General features: G+C 62.4%; 15 protein-coding genes, 1 pseudogene and 1 other annotated feature. Of the genes and pseudogenes, 7 read left to right on the top strand and 9 right to left on the bottom strand.

Features of this window, described 5'->3' with window-relative positions:
• A pseudogene (locus BHD07_RS18385) lies at window positions 1–226 on the top strand (IS481-like element ISRm20 family transposase); the annotation flags it as partial.
• A 394-nt stretch (window positions 227–620) separates the two neighbouring features.
• On the opposite strand, the gene BHD07_RS18380 reads toward BHD07_RS18385, so the two are convergent.
• Window positions 621–860 carry a hypothetical protein gene (locus BHD07_RS18380; protein ID WP_100670924.1) on the bottom strand — a complete coding sequence of 80 codons (240 nt, stop codon included), beginning with the start codon at window positions 858–860 and terminating at the stop codon, window positions 621–623.
• Between the two features lie 292 nt (window positions 861–1,152).
• Here BHD07_RS18380 and BHD07_RS18375 point away from each other — a divergent pair, with 292 nt between their 5' ends.
• Both BHD07_RS18375 and BHD07_RS18370 read left to right on the top strand, forming a co-directional pair.
• The gene (locus tag BHD07_RS18375; protein ID WP_100671596.1) at window positions 1,153–1,971 is read left to right on the top strand and encodes a hypothetical protein; all 819 of its coding nucleotides are present in this window, start codon (window positions 1,153–1,155) and stop codon (window positions 1,969–1,971) included.
• Window positions 1,968–2,678 carry a metallophosphoesterase family protein gene (locus tag BHD07_RS18370; RefSeq protein ID WP_018095956.1) on the top strand — a complete coding sequence of 237 codons (711 nt, stop codon included), beginning with the start codon at window positions 1,968–1,970 and terminating at the stop codon, window positions 2,676–2,678. The genes BHD07_RS18375 and BHD07_RS18370 overlap by 4 nt, the downstream gene beginning before the upstream one ends.
• 72 nt (window positions 2,679–2,750) lie before the next feature.
• Here BHD07_RS18370 and BHD07_RS18365 read toward each other — a convergent pair whose 3' ends face one another.
• The 7 genes from BHD07_RS18365 to BHD07_RS18335 form a co-directional block, all read right to left on the bottom strand.
• On the bottom strand, window positions 2,751–3,920 hold the full coding sequence (locus tag BHD07_RS18365; RefSeq protein ID WP_338282280.1) for a zinc-dependent alcohol dehydrogenase: 1,170 nt from the start codon (window positions 3,918–3,920) through the stop codon (window positions 2,751–2,753).
• A gap of 112 nt (window positions 3,921–4,032) precedes the next feature.
• Window positions 4,033–7,251, bottom strand: a complete 3,219-nt coding sequence (locus BHD07_RS18360) for a beta strand repeat-containing protein (RefSeq protein WP_338282278.1) — start codon at window positions 7,249–7,251, stop codon at window positions 4,033–4,035.
• A gap of 946 nt (window positions 7,252–8,197) precedes the next feature.
• Window positions 8,198–8,833, bottom strand: a complete 636-nt coding sequence (locus BHD07_RS18355) for a response regulator transcription factor (protein WP_338282328.1) — start codon at window positions 8,831–8,833, stop codon at window positions 8,198–8,200.
• A complete protein-coding gene (locus tag BHD07_RS18350; protein ID WP_338282276.1) occupies window positions 8,833–10,503 on the bottom strand; it encodes a sensor histidine kinase in 1,671 nt (556 codons plus the stop codon). Before BHD07_RS18350 ends, BHD07_RS18355 begins: the two co-directional genes overlap by 1 nt.
• Window positions 10,504–10,621: 118 nt before the next feature.
• Entirely contained in the window at window positions 10,622–11,605 is a 984-nt protein-coding gene (locus BHD07_RS18345) for an SDR family oxidoreductase (protein ID WP_338282274.1), read from the bottom strand.
• Window positions 11,606–11,704: 99 nt separating this feature from the next.
• On the bottom strand, window positions 11,705–11,896 hold the full coding sequence (locus BHD07_RS18340) for a hypothetical protein (protein WP_003532118.1): 192 nt from the start codon (window positions 11,894–11,896) through the stop codon (window positions 11,705–11,707).
• 55 nt (window positions 11,897–11,951) lie between these two features.
• Entirely contained in the window at window positions 11,952–12,194 is a 243-nt protein-coding gene (locus tag BHD07_RS18335) for a hypothetical protein (RefSeq protein WP_102761472.1), read from the bottom strand.
• A gap of 195 nt (window positions 12,195–12,389) precedes the next feature.
• Between BHD07_RS18335 and BHD07_RS18330 the strand changes: the two genes are divergently transcribed.
• The 4 genes from BHD07_RS18330 to BHD07_RS18315 all read left to right on the top strand — a co-directional run bounded on the left by BHD07_RS18330 (window position 12,390) and on the right by BHD07_RS18315 (window position 17,510).
• Window positions 12,390–13,247, top strand: coding sequence for an SDR family oxidoreductase (locus BHD07_RS18330; protein ID WP_338282269.1), 858 nt, complete (start codon window positions 12,390–12,392; stop codon window positions 13,245–13,247).
• A 127-nt stretch (window positions 13,248–13,374) separates the two neighbouring features.
• The gene (locus BHD07_RS18325) at window positions 13,375–14,304 is read left to right on the top strand and encodes a substrate-binding domain-containing protein (protein WP_338282267.1); all 930 of its coding nucleotides are present in this window, start codon (window positions 13,375–13,377) and stop codon (window positions 14,302–14,304) included.
• 309 nt (window positions 14,305–14,613) lie between these two features.
• Complete coding sequence (locus BHD07_RS18320) at window positions 14,614–15,807, top strand: MFS transporter (RefSeq protein ID WP_338282265.1); 1,194 nt, start codon at window positions 14,614–14,616, stop codon at window positions 15,805–15,807.
• A gap of 92 nt (window positions 15,808–15,899) precedes the next feature.
• Window positions 15,900–15,955, top strand: a sequence feature (sul1 is cis-regulatory element that is thought to sense ions involved in sulfur or methionine metabolism; They are found in Alphaproteobacteria).
• A gap of 67 nt (window positions 15,956–16,022) precedes the next feature.
• The gene (locus BHD07_RS18315) at window positions 16,023–17,510 is read left to right on the top strand and encodes a SulP family inorganic anion transporter (RefSeq protein ID WP_100670946.1); all 1,488 of its coding nucleotides are present in this window, start codon (window positions 16,023–16,025) and stop codon (window positions 17,508–17,510) included.
• Window positions 17,511–17,655: 145 nt separating this feature from the next.
• Here the strand turns inward: BHD07_RS18315 and BHD07_RS18310 are convergent, their stop codons facing one another.
• Window positions 17,656–18,420, bottom strand: a complete 765-nt coding sequence (locus BHD07_RS18310) for an IclR family transcriptional regulator (protein WP_338282262.1) — start codon at window positions 18,418–18,420, stop codon at window positions 17,656–17,658.
• Window positions 18,421–18,650 lie beyond the last annotated feature (230 nt).

Raw genomic sequence — 18,650 nt, 5'->3', positions numbered from 1 at the left:
GGTCGTCCGCACCGTCCCCAGCACCAAGGCCTATGTCAGCTTCAAAGGCCGCAAGTGGAAAGTCCCAAAGGCCTTCTGCGGCGAACGCATCGCCATTCGCCCGCTCGACACGGACGGGCGATACGGCGTCTTCTTCGCTGCCCTCCGCATCGCAGCCATCGACTTGACAACCAAGCAATCCGTCAGTGATCTATCCGAACAGGTGTCAGCTATCTCCCCGGGCTAAACAACAAGCACAGAGGGTGCGGCCCTCGCCGCGTTTCATTGCGTCACAGGTTGACCATCCCTCGCATATTCGCAAGCGAATGTTGTAGTAGCCGCCCATCCCGGTCCCTCATTCCTGTGCTTGTCACAGGAATCCAGTCAGACCAAGTCCTTGGGCTGAAAGAACGCTTCCCGCGCCGCAGACGCGGCGCTGCTTTCATCTCTGTGACGAGCACAGAGATGAGGATGAGGAGAGGTTGCAGTCCTCCGAAAAGTTCCTGCAGCGCCGCGCGTCTTCGGAGGTCGCTGTAGCACTCCGTCTCACAGCCGTCCGGAATGCGCAGTCTCAATTAAAAGGCGTTTCACTGCTTCGATGAAACAGCGAAACGCCTCGGGCGAACACAATACTGCTGCGGTCAGTGCAAGCTCTTGGAGTGACTGCGCAACATTGATCTTGCCTCCATCGCCGAACTCGGCCGCATGGCTGCAACATATTGTTCGGTCAACTCCAACATGGCGAGCGCGATTTCCTGCCATGACCAGCCCGCTTCCTCGGCCAGCGCGGTAAAGACCAGGAACTCGTCCTCCATTGCGCGCTGACACTCAAGCTCCCGGCTGTTTTGCTGGGTATGGATGTTGGGACTGATGACAGGCATATGCTCCTCCCTCAGCGGCGCGTCAATAGACGCGCGCAGTCGCTGTAGCGCTTTGTTTTACCTAATGTTTCCGCCCTTTGCTATGGCTCCGGGCGCTCATGCGGTAGCTGCCAGACAAACGCCATGACGTGGCTGGCGGTTCCATCACGTTCGCGCCTTGGTGCTTCCCGGATAAAATGGCGGACCCAAGGTGCGGGGGCGCGAGGGGACGCAATCCCACACCTTGGGGCAAGCGGAACTTCCGAAAGACTGGCGTGTTGTCAGGGAAGTCTCGTTCACTTGGATGACCAGCATGACGTCAATGCCCCCGCGCTCCCCATCGGAACACCCGTCCGAGCCGCTCGCGCTGCCGCGTCTCGTCGACGAGGAGGCCGAAGCATTCGTTGCCGAGGCGATTGCCGAGCTGGGCCGGTCGCAAATTCCGTTCCTGATCGCGGGCACCTTCGCCGTCAGCGCCCATACCGGGATTTCGAGGCCGACCAAGGATCTCGACGTCTTCTGCAAGCCCGGCGATTACACCCGCATCCTCAATCATTTCAAGTCGCTCGGATACGCCGTCGAAATCGAGGACGATCGATGGCTGGGCAAGGTCTTCAAGGGGAAATCCTTCTTCGACGTCATCTTCTCCTCGCCGAACGGAACCATGATGGTCACCGACGCCTGGTTCGCCAATGCTCTGTTGACAGAGATCGGTGCCTCCACCTGTGCGATCGTCGCGCCGACGGAACTCGTCTGGTCAAAGGCCTTCATCCAGCTTCGCCACCGCTACGACGGCGCCGACGTCGCGCACCTGATCCTGAAGGCACATGATCGAATCGATTGGGCAAGATTGCTCGGATACATGGAAGCGCACTGGGAGGTCCTGCTCATCCACCTCCTGAACTTCCGGTGGATCTATCCCTCCGAACGCGACAAGGTCCCGCTCTGGCTGATGGACGAGCTGTTGAGCAGGCTGGCGACGCAAAGAGACCTCCCACTGCCCCTGACGAAGATCTGTCGCGGCCGGATGTACTCGCGCCCCGACTACGAAATCGATGTGAAGGAATGGGGTTTCGCCGATGTCGGAGGCGACGCCGACGTCAGCGCAGAAACTGAGGATACGGAGTCATGAGCAAGTTGAAGGTGGCCGCCGTGGCGGACCTGCATGTGAAGGAGGACCGATCGGTCTCCTATACCGACCTCTTTGCGGAAATCTCGCGCGCGGCGGACGTGCTCGTGATTGCCGGCGATCTGACGGATCTCGGCAAGCCTGCGGAGGCGGAGCTTCTCGCCGCCGATCTGAAGTCCTGCACGATCCCGGTCGTCGCCGTGCTCGGAAACCATGATCATCAATGCGATGCCGTGGAGGAGGTTTCGTCGATCCTCGTCAGGGCGGGTGTGCATCTTCTCGACGGTCAGAGCGTCGAAATTTCAGGCGTCGGCTTCTGCGGAACCAAGGGGTTCATCGGCGGCTTCGGCCGGTATATGCTGGGCGCCTTTGGCGAAGCGGCGATAAAGACCATGGTCGGAACCAGCGTCGACGAGGCCATTCGGCTGGAGAACGCCTTGAGGGCTACCAGGGCGGAGCGCGCGCTCGTCGTTCTGCATTACGCGCCGATCCCTGAAACCGTTGCCGGAGAACCGAAGGAAATCTATCCGTTTCTCGGGTCGTCGCGGCTCGCGGAGACGATCGACCGCTTCAAGGTGAGCGCCGTCGTTCACGGCCATGCGCACAAGGGCGCCTATCAGGGGCAGACGCCCGGCGGCGCCCCCGTCTTCAACGTCGCCGCCCATGTGGAGAAACCGACGGGCAGGCCTTACGCCATGCTCGAACTCTGAGGCCTTTCGGACATTTTCAGGATAAACGTGTAGCGGTTTTCGTCCGGAAGCGCGCAGCTTCAAGGAGTCCTGTCACGGCCTCAGGACGACTTTGATGCAGCCATCCTTTCTTTCGGCGAAGGTCTTGTAGAGTTCGGGGCCGTCGTCGAGCGCGCCGCGGTGGGTCACCACGAAGGACGGATCGATCTCGCCCTTCCGGATGCGGTCCAGGAGCAAAGGCAGATAACGCTGAACGGGGGTCTGGGCCATCCGAAGCGTCAGGCCGCGGTTGATCGCCGAACCGAGCGGTACCTTGTCGAGATAGCCGCCATAAACGCCGACGACGGAGACCGTGCCGAAATTCCTGCAGCAATGGATTGCCTGCCGCAATACATGCGGCCGGTCCGTTCCCATGAAGGTCGCCACCTTCACGCGGTCGACGAGCGAATCCAGGCTTGCGCGGCTGTCCGCCTCCGTTCCCACGGCGTCGATGCAGGCATCGGCGCCCCGGCCGTGGGTGATCTCCATGATTCGGTCATAGATATCCTCCGCCATGTAGTCGAGGGTCATGGCGCCGGCGGACTCCGCAAGCCTCAGGCGCTCCGCGATCGTATCGATGGCGATGACCCGTTCGGCGCCGAGCAGAAAGGCCGACCGGATCGCCATCTGCCCGACTGGGCCGCAGCCCCAGATCGCAATCGTCTGCCCGGGCTCGATGTTGCAGAACTCCGCCGCCATGTACCCGGTGGGGAAAATATCGGAGAGGAAGAGCGCCTGCTCGTCCGTGAGTTCGTCGGGAACCTTGATCGGCCCGACATCGGCGTGCGGCACGCGCAGATACTCCGCTTGTCCGCCGCTATAGCCACCGAGAAGATGGGAGTAACCAAAGAGGCCCGCGGGCGAATTGCCCCAGAGCTTCGCCGCCTTTTCCCGGTCGGGATTGGTTCGCTCGCAGGCGGAATAAAAGCCCTTCCGGCAGAAGAAGCAATCGCCGCAGGCGATGGTGAATGGAACGACCACCCGGTCGCCGACCTGCAGGCCGGCCGCGCCCTTGCCGACTTCCACGACCTCGCCCATGGTTTCATGGCCGAGGATGTCGCCATTCTCCATGGATGGAATGAGGCCGTGAAAAATATGGACGTCCGATCCGCAAATCGCACAGGCGGTGACCTTGATGACGGCGTCGCGGTCATCCTCGATCTTCGGATCGGGGACGCTCTCGCAACGGATATCGCCTTTGCCGTGCCATGTCAGGGCTTTCACGTCGGAGCTCCTTTTCGATCGCTGGAAGAAAAAGAAAAGGACGGGCGCTGCTCGTCCTTTCATTTCCTCCAAACACGGAGCCCGGGCGGGTGTTCCCCTGGAACCGGGGCGCTCACGCGACGAGCACGAAATCGCCCGCGGTCAGGCCCGGCTGCGTCGAAAGCACGGCGAACTGCACGGCCGCATGACCGGAAAGGCTGCCATCGGCGTCGTAGTAGAGCGCACCGCTCGTCGTGTCGTAGATGATTTTCTGGTTCACGTTCTGCGCATCGGTTGCACCGGCCGCCGCGTAGAACTGCGTCGCCGCCAGCGTCCCGCCACTCAGCGTGGTGAAGACACTCTTCGACAGGAAAAGCCTGTCTCCGGCGGTGAAATCCACGACCGTGTCGACATTCCCAGCGCCGAGAGCGAAGTCGAACTGGAAAATGTCCGCACCCGCACCACCGAAGAGGGTGTCGCTTCCGCCGCCGCCCGAAAGAAGGTTCGCGTTCGCGTCGCCGCTCAGGCTGTCATCGCCGGTCCCGCCCCAGATGTTCTCGATGTTGCGGATCGTGTCCTCAGCCACGCCCCCGACCGTGACGGTCGTATAGCTGGAGCCGTTGAGTGCGACGGAGACGGATGCGCTCTTGTCGCGGTAGCTCGCGGTATCGGAAGCCGCCCCGCCGTCGAGAATGTCCGCTCCGCCTCCGCCCGTAAGGACGTCCTTGCCGTCATTGCCGTTGAGGGTGTTGGCGAAGCCATCGCCCGTGAGCGTATCGTTGCCCCTGCCGCCGAACACATTCTCGATATCGCGGATCGTGTCTTCCGCGACGCCGCCGACGAAGACGAAGCTATCGCTGGCGCCGAAGAGGGTCACGTCGACCGACGCCGTCTTCTCCCGGTAATCCGCAGTATCCACGCCTGCGCCGCCGTCTATGAAATCGACGCCGAGAGCTCCCCGGAAGATATTGCTTGCGGCGTCGCCGACAAGCGTGTCGTCACCGGAACCCGAGAGAACATTCTCCACACCGCGGATAATGTCTTCGGCGACTCCGCCGACGAGGACGGTCGCGTTCGTCGCGCCGTTCAGCTTAACAGTGATCGCGTCGGTCTTCTCGAGATAATCCGCGGTATCGATACCGTTGCCTCCGTCCAGCACGTCGTTGCCGAGGCCCCCTTTCAGCGTATCGGCGCCGTCATTGCCGATAAGGACATTGGCCAGACTGTCTCCGGTGAGCGTATCGGCGGCCGAGCCGCCCGCGATGTTCTCGACGTTGCGGATCGTATCTTCGATCACGCCGCCCACCTTGACGGTCACAGGGTTGGCGCCGTCAAGGGTCACGACGACCGATTGCGTCTTGTCCCGGTAATCGGCCGTATCTGCCCCGCCGCCGCCGTCCAGACTGTCGGCACCCGCACCGCCACGTATCGTATTGTTGCCGGCGTCGCCCGTCAGCACGTCGGCACCGGCACCGCTGAAGATGTTCTCGATATTGCGAATCGTATCCTCGGCAACGCCGCCGACCGTCGCAATAGCATCGGCTGCGCCCGCCAGCGTCAGGACGACACCTACCGTCTTGTCGCTGAAGTCGGCCGTATCGGACCCCGCGCCGCCGTCGATCGTATCCTGTCCACCACCGCCCTTGAGAATGTCGCCGCCGCCGCCGCCCAGGAGGACGTTGGCCTGGGAGTCGCCGGTCAGCACGTCCGCGACGGCGCTGCCTGTGACATTCTCGATATTGCGCAGCATGTCCTCCGCAGCGTTGCCAACGATCACCTTGGCGTCGTTAGCGCCGTTGAGCGTCACCGCTATCCCCTTGGCTGAAGCCGAATAGTCGACAGTGTCGGTGCCCGCCCCGCCGTCGAAGACGTTTTGGAACGCGTCGCCCGCGAACACGTCATCGCCCGAGCCGCCGATGACGTTCTCGATGTTGCGCAGAGTATCCTCCGCGACGCCGCCGACGAAGACCGTCGCCGGGTTCGATCCGGCCAGTGTCACGACGAGCGACGCCGTCTTGTCACTGTAGTCGGCCGTGTCGCTGCCGGCACCTCCGTCCTGAAGGTCGGCGCCTAGGCCGCCGCGGAACGTATTCGCGGCGGCGTCACCGGTAAGCTGGTCGTTGCCGGATCCGCCGTTGATGTTCTCGATGTTGCGAACCGTATCCTCGGCCGTCCCGCCGACCGTTGCAACGGCATCGGTCGCCCCATTGAGGGCCAGCACGACGGATTGCGTCTTATCGCTGAAGTCTGCGGTGTCGCTGCCGGCTCCGCCGTCCAGCACGTCGGCACCGAGGCCTCCGCGAAACGTATTGGCGGCTGCATCGCCGATGATCGTGTCGGCACCCGAGCCGCCGACGATGTTCTCGATCTTCGCGATCAGATCCTCGGCAACGCCGCCAACCGTTACAGTAACAGGGTTGCCGCCATTCAGCGACACGGCGATCGCCGCCGCCTTGTCGCTGTAGTCAGCGGTGTCGCTGTCTTCGCCGCCGTCAAGGGTGTCTGCGCCGCCTCCTCCCTTGAACCAGTCGTTGCCGCGCGCACCCGAGAGCTTGTTCGCCGCCGCATCGCCGGTGAGCGTGTCGTCCACGGTCCCGCCGACGATGTTCTCGACATTGCGAATCGTGTCCTCCGCGACGCCACCGACGAAGACCGTAGCCGCGTTCGCGCCGTTGAGCTGTACGACGACTGAAGAGGTCTTTTCGCGGAGATCGAAGGTATCGATCCCGGTGCCACCGTCGGCCGTGTCGTTGCCGGCGCCGCCGGACAGCGAGTCGTCGTCGGCACCGCCGTTGAGAATGTCGTCGCCTGCTTCGCCGCGCAGGATATTGCTTCGGTCGTCACCGGTCAGCACGTCGTTGCCTGAGCCGCCATAGACGTTTTCGAAGTTGCTGATCGTATCCTCGGCGAGGCCGTTCACGAAGACGGTGGCGGGTGTCGCCCCCGTCAGAGTGACAACGACGGACTGGGTCTTATCGGTATAGTCGGCCGTATCGTTCCCGGCGCCTCCGTCGAGGACGTCGTTTCCGCCGCCGCCTCGGAACAGGTTGTTTTGGGCGTCGCCCGTAATAGTGTCGTTGCCGGAGCCCCCGTAAACGTTCTCGATATTGCTGAGAGTGTCCTCGGCCACGCCATTGACGAAGACCGTCGCGGCGGTCGCACCGGTCAGGGTGACTACGACTGAAGTCGTCTTTTCGCTGTAGTCGACCGTGTCGACGCCCGCGCCGCCGTTGATCACGTCGGCGCCTCCAAGTCCCTGAATGAAATCGTCACCGCCGAACCCGCTAATCACGTCGTCTAGATCAGTGCCGATAAGGACATTGTTTCCGGCTGTGCCGTTAATGACTGCCATGGGAATTCCTCCCTAAAAATCTCCCGTCGGGGGCCTGGATATTGCGCCCGACGCTTGGAGAATTGCTGACGTAAAAGCCGGGCATTGGTGATGTTGCGCGTCCCCTGAGTGCAAGCGGCTCGCGCGATCATTCATTTGGTACCGGCGCGGGCTGAGAAATATGTGCGGCTCGTCGCCCGTCTTACCCGTCTAGATCAATATCGATTACGTGCTGAACTTGGGGCCTCGACCGTGAACACCGTGATTTCCACGGCTCCTTTTCTGGCATGCCGCCTTCTAGGCAAGACAATAGTACGGGATAATTGCACCGCCGGCTGCGGTTGGGAATATAAAGAACCATATAGTGCAGGGGGAACCGGGAGCATGGACAAGGCCCCTGGATCTCGATGATTTAAGGTTGCGCCTACCGAAAATTATGAACGTGACGGACTCCGACAGGCTGAGACGCGGGCTACCGGCGGAAGACCGCAAAGACTTTTCCTTATCCCACTCTAGGTGTAGCTGCAGCTCTAGAAAGCGGCCGCCGATCGGGAACTCTGCAGCAGGGCGTAGCCCCGGAAAACGAAGCATATAAGTTTCACTATATTTCGGAATCAATGATTTGGTGTGACTATGCGTTCAGTGGCGTCTGGACACTCACGGACGACACGACAAAAACCTCGGAAAAATATCACCTTTTATAGGAAAGGGGCTACCTATGCTTACACGTAGGAGAATTGTTTCCGTATGCGCGCTGGGAGTATCCTTCCTGCTGTTGCTCCCGCTTATATCGATCACTGTATTCGACGGATCTTCCGACAAGGCCTTTGCAGACAGCCGCGATATCGGCCACAAGAAGGGCGACAAAGGAAAACAGGATAGCGGCGGTTGATCTACACCGACGCGTAACAAGCTCCATGCCAGCTCGGAGGCTCAAATGCCTCCGTTTTTTTCGACTCCGAGCGGCTCAAGATCTCAAGGGATTGGTGTACTGCACATGAAGCGCAGCAAGCGTGGCGCGATTGCTGATGTCTAATTTGCGGAAGATGTTGTGCAGGTGGATGCCCACCGTACCTTCGGAGGTTCCGAGTCTCCCCGCGATCATGCGGTTGGAGAGACCGCCGCAGATCAGCGCTGCGATTTCGCGTTCGCGCGGCGTAAGCAGACTGAACCTCTCCAGCGTCGCGTCGTCGCTTACTTGAGACGTTTTTGCCATCAAATCGGCCGGCAGCCACTTCCCGCCCATGGCGACTTGCCGCATGCAGTCCAGCAGCGCTTCGGGGGCATATTCCTTCAGGAGAAGACCGGAAAGCCCCATCTTCAGCGCTTCGGCGACCTGCGGGCCGCTGATCGTCGCGGTCAGAAAAATGACCCGCGTCAGACGACGGGTGCCACGGATGGCCCGCAGAATTTCCAATCCGCCCATGCCGGGCATGGCCACGTCGAGGACCGCGATATCGGGCTGAAGGCGGGATATGAGTGAAACCGCTTCGACGCCGCTTGCCGTTGCCCCGACGATCCTGAAGTCCGGCGCCGCGGCGATAATGTCCTGAAGCCCTCGCAGGAGCAGCGGGTGATCGTCCACGAGCAGCACTGAATGCATCATTTGAACTCCAGCTTCAGCGGCAGGGTGATCTGGAGACCGAGGCCCGGCGCATTCCGGCAAACCGCCAGCTTGCCGCCAAGCTCTGCGACCCGCTGCGACAGCGAGAAGGGTTCCTTAAGATTGAATTGGAGTTTATCCGGCATTCCAGTGCCGTTGTCGGTGATCTCCAGGTTCAAGCGCTCCGCGGTCTTGGCGAAAGCTATCCGCAACTCAGTGGCTCGCCCGTGGCGAACCGCGTTGGCGGCGGCCTCGGAAATCAGCTGCATGATCTCGTAAAGCATCCACTTGGGGACCATCAGTTCCGCAGGACCGAGCGAAACCTCGATCGCACAATTCCATTGCGCTCTCAAAAGGCCGAGAAACTCCGGCAGTTCCTGCTCGAGCAGGGCAAGGTTCCCCTCCTCTCCCGGCCGGTTCTGGTCTACGAACTTGCGTACGCATTGCTGCTGCTCCAGGATGAGCGAACCCACCTCCGTCAGCTGTGCCTTTGCGCCCTCCGGGACCCCTTCGCCGATCAGTTTCAGTTTGAGACGGGCAGCGGTGAGGTTCTGGAGCACGCTGTCATGCAGGTCCCGGGCAAGGCGCATGCGTCCTTCGGCGCGGGCGGCCTGGATGAGGGCGACGCGTTCCAGTTCCGCCCCGACCCGCGTGGCCATGATCCGGGTCAGGTCCTTGGTGTCGTCGGCTGCACTGCCGAAGCTGATGACGAAAACTGCGCCACGATAGCGCAGGCTCGAAAAAGCGGCGGAAAATACCTTGCAATCAGATTGATCGGAGCTTGCGTGAATCTGGGGCAGGTCAGCGAAAAGTCCGCTCAGGGTCTCACCGTTCTTCGAGTAGCGCCCGTCGTAGCGATCGGGATCGTGCCGCCGCCAGAATTCGGGCTCCTTGAGGTCGGCGAGTTGGAGCGTTCCGCTGGTCCAGTATGCGGCGCATCCGGATTCGAATTCCTGCTCGCGCCAGATGACGAGCAGGTGTGCGTCGCCGAGAACGCCGGAAGCGTGCTCCAGCAGAATGCTCAACCACGAGACCCGGTCCTCCCCGATCGCACCCTGCGGCCACTGCGCTAGGTGCGCCAGGCGCTGGCGGCTTCGCTCCCTGTAGGCTCCGAAATAGCCGAGCGTCGACGCGATGAGAACGAAATAGATAGAGCGCATGATGAGCAGGTTGAGTCCGGTCTCGCCGTCGAGAAGATCGGGAAGGCCCACCACGAGCTGAACGAAGAGAGCAACCAGGGCTCCAAGCGCGGCTCCCTTCAGCCCCCAGCGCATCGTCATAGCGAGGATAACGAAGGGGAGGATCGAGAAGAACGGGCTCGCCAGTTCGTTCGTCAGGAACGTCAGCCAGCCGACGACCGCCGCGTCGATACCGTGGATCAGGAGGTGCACCGGGCTGATGAACGAGTACCGCAGCGGAAAGATGACCAAGGCTACCGAAAGCAGAAGGTAGAGGCAGAGAACGACGCGCGATTCATAGAGCATCGAGTTCGGCCGAGTGGGGTCGAGATAGATCGCCAGAATTGCGAAAGCGGCCGTGATCACGCGACCCAGGCAAATCAGGCGTTCGGGATCGGTGCGCAAAAGCCATTCGCGCGCCAGGCCGGCAAGTTCCTTGGCGGGACCGTGAGCGCCCGTCGCCGTGTTTTGGCTCGATTGCGTGGTCGCCATGCGCAACTCCAAATCCGCGCACTCACGAGAGTGAAAATTTATTTTAGTATATTGCGATCTTCACTGCGATCGGACCAAAAGTCAACGAGATGCGAATCAGCCAGAGTTTTCGCGCCGTTCACCGCCCCCGGGCGGAAGGAGAACGCGGACCGCCTAGGACCAGAGCGGCAACTGCAATGCCGAGCACGCAGACAGCCGTCGCGGCGATCGGGACGCGGCGGGAGGAGCGCAGCCCGCCGTCTATGCCCCCGGGCTCGGCCGGTGCCCTGAACAGATTGCCATGGGTCCTCGCCACGCGCGGCGCGCGGCTCAGATAGCGCGATGTCAGCTTCGCCATGAGCCGCGGGGTCATGTTCGGCGCGACGAAATGCGCGAACCGCGTTAGGTCGGCGACGAGGCCGACGGTCAGCGAATTGCGGGGGCGCTCCGCCAGGCGCACGATCGCCCGGGCAGCGCGGCGCGCATTGTAGACCGGCGGAGGAACGCTCAGCCTGCGACCGGTGTAATTGGCGCCGTGCCCGATCCCGGGTGTGTCCATGAAGGTCGGATAGACGTCGCAGATGTGAATGTCGCGCTCGTCCGCAAGCTCCGCCCGCAGCGCTTCCGAAAAGCCCCTCAGGCCGAATTTGCTGGCGCTGTAGGCCGCGGCAAAGGGTGCAGAGGCGAAGCCGCCGAGCGAGATCATATTGATGAAAATGCCATGCCCCTGTTTGCGGAAGATCGGGATCGCCGCATGCGCGTCGTTGAGATGGCCAATCAGGTTGGTGCGAATGACCTGTTCATGCGCTTCGATCGGCGTTTCCTCGAAGCGGCCGACGGCGCCGACGCCGACATTGCTGAACCAGACATCTATCTTGCCGAAGCTCATCGCCTTCCTGGCCAGGTCCTTGACCGCATCGGGGTCCGTCACGTCGGTCGGGGCCACGAGAACCTCCGCTCCGAGTTTACGGCAGGTTCTGGCGACCTCGTGAAGCGCGGCCGCATCGCGCGCCGCAAGCACCAGCTTCGACCCGCGCCGGGCAAAGGCCTCGGCGGTGGCCTGTCCAACCCCCGACGACGCCCCGGTGATGACGACCACTGCATCTTCGAGAGAATTCAACATATCGCTCCTCCATCTGCCGTCCGCAGGCCGGCCGAAACCACATTACAAGCATGCCCCCGCCGCCTGTGGAACCGCGAGGGAGCGAAGATGTTCCGCCCGTTAACGCTTCGTCTTGCCGGCGTCCGAAACCTTGCCGCGATGCGGATCCTTCAGGTTCTCGCCGACGGCGTCCCGATCGCGTTCCGGATCATCCTTGGCGGGGAGATATCCTCTTGGGCGCGTCTCCTTCGGTCCTTCCCACCGCGGCGACTGCTCGGTGGTGCCGGGCGCACCTTCCTTTGGCGTTTTCATCGTCATTCTCCATCAAGCTGCAAGGCGAACCGACCACTATGCATCCGGATCGCACTCATTCCTGGTCTTTCATGTCGGGCAGGGGATTGCGCTGGTCGGCATCCTCCAGGTCGGACTTGACGATGTATTCATCCCTCTTCAAACGCGCCGCCTCCCGCGCGGCCTTGGCATTCGGGATCTCGTCCGGTTCGATCGGGGGTTTGTCGGCCTCCGGGCGCAGGTCGCTGTCATTCTCGACAGGCGGTTGCACGGTCTTCACATCAAGGGGGGCCGCGGATGGGCGCTTGGCTCTCTCCATCTTACTCTCCTGCTGTTTCATCGGGTCAGGAGGGCAACGTGAAGCCGTAGGCGAAGTTCCATCGGCGGTCCTCTCAAGGCCGCCATGGCCCGGAACAAAGCCAGTCTGCCCGAGTTAGGGCCGCGTACTCGCCGGAGGCAGCGCAGCGATGCCGATCGCCATTCCAGAAGGAGCCTTGCGAAGGAGTTCGTGACCATGGAAAAATTTCCGCACCCTCCCTTTCCCCGCCAAACCCAGGAAATGCCCGGCACCACCGATCGGATGCAGCCGCTGCCCGATCACGGGGAAAACTCCTACCAGGGTTCCGGACGCCTGAAGGACAAGAGAGCCATCATCACCGGCGGGGACAGCGGCATCGGCAGGGCCGTGGCGGTCGCCTATGCGCGCGAGGGTGCGGACGTTCTCATCAGCTATCTGAGCGAGCATGACGACGCGATGGCCACCAAGGCTTTGGTGGAGGAAGCAGGCCGCAAGGCCGTGCTTGCCGCCGGCGACATCCAGTCGTCCGACCATTGCCGCAGGATCGTCGAAACGGCCGTTCGGGAGCTCGGCGGCATCGATATCCTCGTCAACAATGCGGCCCATCAGGCGACCTTCAAGAACATCGAAGACATCAGCGACGAGGAATGGGAGCTGACGTTCCGCGTCAACATGCACGCGATGTTCTACCTGACCAAGGCAGCGGTGCCGCACATGAAGAAGGGCAGCGCCATCATCAACACCGCCTCCATCAATGCCGATGCTCCCAATCCGATCCTGCTTGCCTATGCGACCACCAAGGGCGCGATTCACAATTTCAGTGCCGGTCTCGCTCAGATGCTGGCCGACCGGGGAATAAGGGTGAACGTCGTGGCTCCGGGACCGATCTGGACGCCGCTTATTCCCTCCACCATGCCCGAGGATACGGTCACGAATTTCGGCAAGCAGGTGCCGATGAAGCGTCCGGGGCAGCCCGTGGAGCTCGCCTCGGCCTATGTCATGCTCGCAGACCCCATGTCGAGCTACGTGTCCGGTGCGACGATCGCCGTGACCGGCGGCAAGCCGTTCCTCTGAGCGGTCGGCGGTCGGCGAACGGCTCGTTGATTGCACCCGAATGAAATGTACATTTCATCTTGATTTTCTTCAGAATTCGTATTCCATTTCCTCCCGGCTTCGCAGTCGCCCGAGGGAGGTACTTTTCATGAAACGCATATTGTCCGCTGCCGCACTGGCTCTCTTCGCCAGCGCGGCCAACGCCGAAAACATCGGCATCACCATCGCCCGCTCCGACAGCGCATTCCTGACCATCCTGCGCGACGGCATGCAGGACCAGGCCGCCAAGCTCGACGGCATCACCGTCCAGGTCGAGGATGCGCAGAACGATCCGAGCCGGCAGCTCGATCAGGTGCAGAACTTCGTCTCCTCCGGCGTCGACGCGATCATCGTCATCGCCGTCGATGGGGACAGCACACCTGCGCTGACCAAGATGGCGAGCGACGCGGCCATCCCGATCGTCTACGCGAACCACCCGCCGGCCGATGTCGACAAGCTACCCGAAACGGCTGCTTTCGTCGGCTCCAACGAGGTCGATTCCGGCACGCTGGAAACGAAGGAAGTGTGCCGGCTGCTCGGTGGCAAGGGCGCGGCCTATGTCCTCATGGGACCGCTCAACAATCACTCCTCGCTCGTCCGAACGAAGGACATCCATGACGTGATCGCCACGGACGAGTGCAAGGGCATGAGCGTCATCGAGGAGCAGAGCGCCAATTGGGATCGTCTCGAAGCCGCCAACATCATGACCAACTGGCTTTCGACCGGACGGGAATTCGACGCCGTGATCGCCAATAACGACGAGATGGCCATCGGCGCTATCCAGGCCATGAAGGCGGCGGGCGTCGACATGTCCAAGGTCGTCGTAGGGGGCATCGACGCAACGCCGGACGGCCTGGCCGCCATGGCTGCCGGCGATCTGGACGTCACCGTCTTTCAGAATGCGATCGCCCAAGGGGCTGCCGCCATGGACGCCGCCGTCGCCCTTTCGCGCGGCCAGAAGACCGAACGGCAGATCTGGGTTCCCTTCGAACTGGTGACGCCGCAGAACATGCAGGACTACGCCACGGCCAACCAGTAGGCCATGGTTCCCGGGACCTCATCCAGGCCTCGTCCGCTGGCCGCTTTTCCCCTCGCACCGCCTGCAGGGAAAGCGGCCGGCAGGTCGGACGACTGTTTCGCCCGGCCTCGTCGCACCGTTTGACAGCAACGAGAGTCACTTCGGGGAAAACCGGCAACCATTCGTGAATTTCATTCACAGGCATTGCGACTGGCGAGGTGCTTCTCGCGGCCGGTCGGCTGCAGCATATTGCACTGCGAAACGTCAACCATCGCCAACGTCTTCGAGTCCCGCTTCGCGACCGCGAATGGCGGGCGGAAAGGATTTGCCATGCCTTTGGCCATCTTCGCATTGACGATCGCGGCCTATGCGATCGGAACCACCGAATTCGTGATCGTCGGTCTGCTGCCGACGGTCGCCACCGACCTCGCAATTACGCTGCCGCTTGCCGGCCTCATCGTCAGCGTCTACGCGCTCGGCGTCACCTTCGGCGCGCCGGTCCTGACGGCGCTGACCGGGCGGATCGAACGCAAGCCGCTGCTTCTCGGGCTGATGGCGCTCTTCATTGCCGGGAACACGGCCGCGGCGCTCTCACCGAACTATGAAGTGCTGCTCGTCGCACGGGTGCTTTCGGCCTTCGCCCACGGCGTCTTCTTCTCGGTCGGCTCGACGATCGCCGCCGATCTCGTACCGGAGAACCGCCGCGCTTCCGCGATAGCCATGATGTTCATGGGATTGACGGTCGCGATCGTCACCGGCGTTCCTATCGGCACCTATATCGGCCAAATCTTCGGGTGGCGGGCGACGTTCTGGGGCGTTGCGGCGCTCGGTGTCGTCGCCTTTGCCGGCATCGCCGCCCTCCTTCCGGGCACGCTCACCAAAGCCGCGCCGGCGAGCCTTCTCGATCAAGTGCGGGTGCTCGGTTCCGGCCGTCTGCTCATCGTCTTCGCCATGACCGCGCTCGGCTATGGCGGCACCTTCGTCGCCTTCACCTTCCTGGCGCCGATCCTGCAAGAGGTCACCGGCTTTTCCGAACGGAGCGTCAGCCTGATCCTCGTGCTCTACGGGGTCGCCATTGCCATCGGCAACATCGCCGGCGGGCGGATCGCCAACACCAATCCGGTCAAGGCGCTCGTCGGGCTCTTCCTGCTGCAGGCGCTGGTGCTGGTGATCTTCTCGTTCACCGCCATCTCGCCGGTGCTGACGCTCGTGACGCTCGCCGCGCTCGGCTTCCTGTCCTTCGCAAACGTACCGGGTCTGCAGCTCTACGTGGTTCAGCTTGCCAAGGAGCACCGGCCCGGTGCCGTCGACGTCGCCTCGGCGCTGAACATCGCCGCCTTCAATCTGGGTATCGCGCTCGGCGCGTGGCTCGGCGGCTTGGTGGTCGCCTCCCCGCTCGGCCTCGCTGCCACGCCATGGGTCGGTGCCATTCTCGTTTCGGGCGCGCTCCTGCTCACGCTTTGGAGCGGCGTTCTCGACCGCCGCGAAACGGTGTGCGGCGAGCCCGCCACCGTCAGCGGCTGAGATGCGAAACATCGCGCTGCCGCCGGAATTGCGGCAGCGCACAATTCATCATTGCATCGGCAGCAGCCGGTCCGTATAAAGCCGGTACTCACCCCGGACCCGGTGAAACCCCGGGTGGCTCTTCTGGCCGCCGATCCGCCAGACAACGCAACAGCATCAAACCATGACGAGCCGGCCTCCCGCCGGCCTGGTGTGCTACTCTTGCGAAGAAAATCATGAAACTGACACTTGCCAGCTATAAACGCGAATGGTTCTCCAATATCCGCGCCGACGTCCTATCGGGCATCGTCGTGGCGCTTGCACTGATCCCGGAGGCCATCGGCTTCTCGGTCATCGCCGGCGTCGATCCGAAGGTCGGCCTCTTCGCCTCCTTCGCCATCGCCTGCGTCTCCGCCTTTACCGGCGGCCGGCCGGGGATGATCTCGGCGGCAACGGCCGCCACCGCCGTCCTGATGGTGACGCTCGTCAGGGATCACGGCCTCCAATATCTCTTTGCCGCCACCCTGCTGATGGGGCTCATCCAGATCGCAGCCGGCTTCCTGAAGCTCGGCCGGGTGATGCGCTTCGTCTCCCGTTCGGTTATCACCGGCTTCGTCAATGCGCTTGCGATTCTGATCTTCATGGCGCAGCTTCCGGAACTCATCGGCGTGCCGCACGTGACCTATGCGATGATCGCGGCGGGGCTCGCGATCATTTACCTGTTTCCTTACGTCACCAGGGCGGTTCCCTCGCCGCTCGTCGCCATTGCCGTTCTGACCGCGGTGGCCCTATGGACCGGCATGGACATCCGCACGGTCGGCGATCTCGGCGAACTGCCGTCGACCCTGCCGATCTTCGCGCTGCCGCAGGTGCCGCTCACCTTCGAAACGCTGCAGATCATCTTCCCCTATTCCGTGGCGCTTGCCGCCGTCGGGCTGCTCGAATCCCTTCTGACCGCTCAGATCGTCGACGACATGACGGACACGACGAGCAACAAGAGCCAGGAATGCATCGGCCAGGGCGCCAGCAACATCGCCTCCGGTCTCATAGGCGGGATGGGCGGCTGCGCCATGATCGGCCAGTCGGTGATCAACGTCACCTCCGGCGGGCGCGGGCGGCTCTCGACCTTTGTCGCCGGCGCCTTCCTTCTCTTCCTCATCCTCGTCCTCGACGACCTCGTCCGCATCATTCCGATGGCCGCACTCGTGGCTGTCATGATCATGGTCTCGGTCGGCACCTTCTCGTGGCGCTCCATCCTCGACCTGCGCCGCAATCCCCTGCCCTCCTCCGTCGTGATGCTGGCAACCGTCGTCACCACGGTCGGCACCCATGATCTCGCAAAGGGCGTTCTGGTCGGGGTGCTTCTGTCGGGGGTGTTCTTCGCCGGAAAGGTCGCCCGCCTCTTCCATGTCCGCTCGATGCTCGACGAGAGCGGCACGGTACGCACCTACCATGTCGACGGCCAGATTTTCTTCGCCTCGACCGAGGGTTTCATCGGCGCCTTCGACTTCGCCGAGCCGTTGGAAAAGGTCGTCATCGACGTCGGCGAGGCGCATCTGTGGGACATCACCGCAGTCGGCGCACTGGACAAGGTGGTGCTTAAATATCGCCGCCACGGCGTAACCGTCGAGGTGATCGGCCTCAACGAGGCCAGCGCTCATATGCTCGACCGCTTCGCCGTGCACGACAAGAGCGAAGGCGCGGCGCTCACCGCAACACATTGAATTCACGAGACCCCGGGTCGGACAGGATCAGCCCGGGGTCTCGTCCACAAGGACACGGGTTGCCCTTCCGGCGAGCACGGCCGCCTGCGGCTTTTCATTTAAAGTAAGACGGAACTATACCGAAAAAGTACCCTGCGGCTCACGACTACAGCAGCGTACCGCCGAGACACTCCCGCAGGTTCTCTACTATCTCCGCGATCCAGACATCGTTCATCAGCTCCAGCGGCGCATTAAATGAAACCGCAACATTCACTTCGTATTGGCCACGTCGCGGGACCGGTAGGCCGATGCCGCCCTCGCCGGGCAAATAATAGCCCATATTGACCGCATAGCCGCGACCGCGCGCCTCGCTTACCAGTTTCGTCACGACACCGGCATCGACGTGTCGCAGCGCCGGGTGCGTTGCATAGCGCTCGGAATTCGCTTCGATGATCTGTGCCGCATTGTCCTCGGGCAGCATCGAAAGCAAGGCCACGCTTCCCGCGGCAACGCCCATGGGCACGCGCGCGCCCACGCCCATCGTGAACTGCCTGCGCGTGGATCGGCTGACCATTTCGGCGCAAACGGCATCCACGCCTGCCTGCACCATCAGGTAGACAGTGAACCCGGTGCGCCGCGCGAATTCGGTCATGCCGGGCCGGATCAGTTGGATCTGGGACTCCAGCCGCTCCTGCCGTTTGGCGAGCATATGGATGGCCGGGCCCAGCCGGTAGTGCCCGTAGCGCCCCGCCGCCTCGGCAAAGCCTTTCTGCAGCAGCGCGGCGACACTGCGGTGGGCGGCCGACTTCGCGCTCCCCGTCCTTCGGGCAATTTCGGCCAGACTCAAGCCGTCCGGCCCTGCATCCCCGAGGACGATCAGTATCTCCAGTGCCCTCTCGGCGTTGAGGGAGGAGGCGACGCTTCCAGACATGATGTTACTTTCATTATATTCCTATAATAGGAACGATATAGGCGTTTTCGTCTCGATTAAAGGAATTTGTTTGACATGATGGACGATTGCCAGCATCGTGACCACCAAGGAAACGGAGATTTCCGGACAGGAGAGGAGGCTGTCGCTCACCGGTTTCCTGCGCCCGATCGTCGGCGCAGGCGTCGGCCGGGTATGCTTTGTCAGGCGCCTCCATCCTGCCCGGGGTCTGA

This window comes from Sinorhizobium sp. KGO-5, from assembly GCF_036245905.1.
Classification (GTDB): Bacteria; Pseudomonadota; Alphaproteobacteria; order Rhizobiales; family Rhizobiaceae; genus Sinorhizobium; species Sinorhizobium meliloti_A.
Note: the sequence above shows the minus strand (reverse complement) of the source record. Positions and strands in the feature narration are given on the sequence as shown.

What these genes read in the sequence shown, in the direction of transcription:
- BHD07_RS18380 (WP_100670924.1), bottom strand. Translation starts at nt 860, where the DNA reads ATGCCTGTCATCAGTCCCAACATCCATACCCAGCAAAACAGCCGGGAG.
- BHD07_RS18375 (WP_100671596.1), top strand. Translation starts at nt 1,153, where the DNA reads ATGACGTCAATGCCCCCGCGCTCCCCATCGGAACACCCGTCCGAGCCG.
- BHD07_RS18370 (WP_018095956.1), top strand. Translation starts at nt 1,968, where the DNA reads ATGAGCAAGTTGAAGGTGGCCGCCGTGGCGGACCTGCATGTGAAGGAG.
- BHD07_RS18360 (WP_338282278.1), bottom strand. Translation starts at nt 7,251, where the DNA reads ATGGCAGTCATTAACGGCACAGCCGGAAACAATGTCCTTATCGGCACT.
- BHD07_RS18355 (WP_338282328.1), bottom strand. Translation starts at nt 8,833, where the DNA reads ATGCATTCAGTGCTGCTCGTGGACGATCACCCGCTGCTCCTGCGAGGG.
- BHD07_RS18350 (WP_338282276.1), bottom strand. Translation starts at nt 10,503, where the DNA reads ATGGCGACCACGCAATCGAGCCAAAACACGGCGACGGGCGCTCACGGT.
- BHD07_RS18345 (WP_338282274.1), bottom strand. Translation starts at nt 11,605, where the DNA reads ATGTTGAATTCTCTCGAAGATGCAGTGGTCGTCATCACCGGGGCGTCG.
- BHD07_RS18340 (WP_003532118.1), bottom strand. Translation starts at nt 11,896, where the DNA reads ATGAAAACGCCAAAGGAAGGTGCGCCCGGCACCACCGAGCAGTCGCCG.
- BHD07_RS18335 (WP_102761472.1), bottom strand. Translation starts at nt 12,194, where the DNA reads ATGGAGAGAGCCAAGCGCCCATCCGCGGCCCCCCTTGATGTGAAGACC.
- BHD07_RS18330 (WP_338282269.1), top strand. Translation starts at nt 12,390, where the DNA reads ATGGAAAAATTTCCGCACCCTCCCTTTCCCCGCCAAACCCAGGAAATG.
- BHD07_RS18325 (WP_338282267.1), top strand. Translation starts at nt 13,375, where the DNA reads ATGAAACGCATATTGTCCGCTGCCGCACTGGCTCTCTTCGCCAGCGCG.
- BHD07_RS18320 (WP_338282265.1), top strand. Translation starts at nt 14,614, where the DNA reads ATGCCTTTGGCCATCTTCGCATTGACGATCGCGGCCTATGCGATCGGA.
- BHD07_RS18315 (WP_100670946.1), top strand. Translation starts at nt 16,023, where the DNA reads ATGAAACTGACACTTGCCAGCTATAAACGCGAATGGTTCTCCAATATC.
- BHD07_RS18310 (WP_338282262.1), bottom strand. Translation starts at nt 18,420, where the DNA reads ATGTCTGGAAGCGTCGCCTCCTCCCTCAACGCCGAGAGGGCACTGGAG.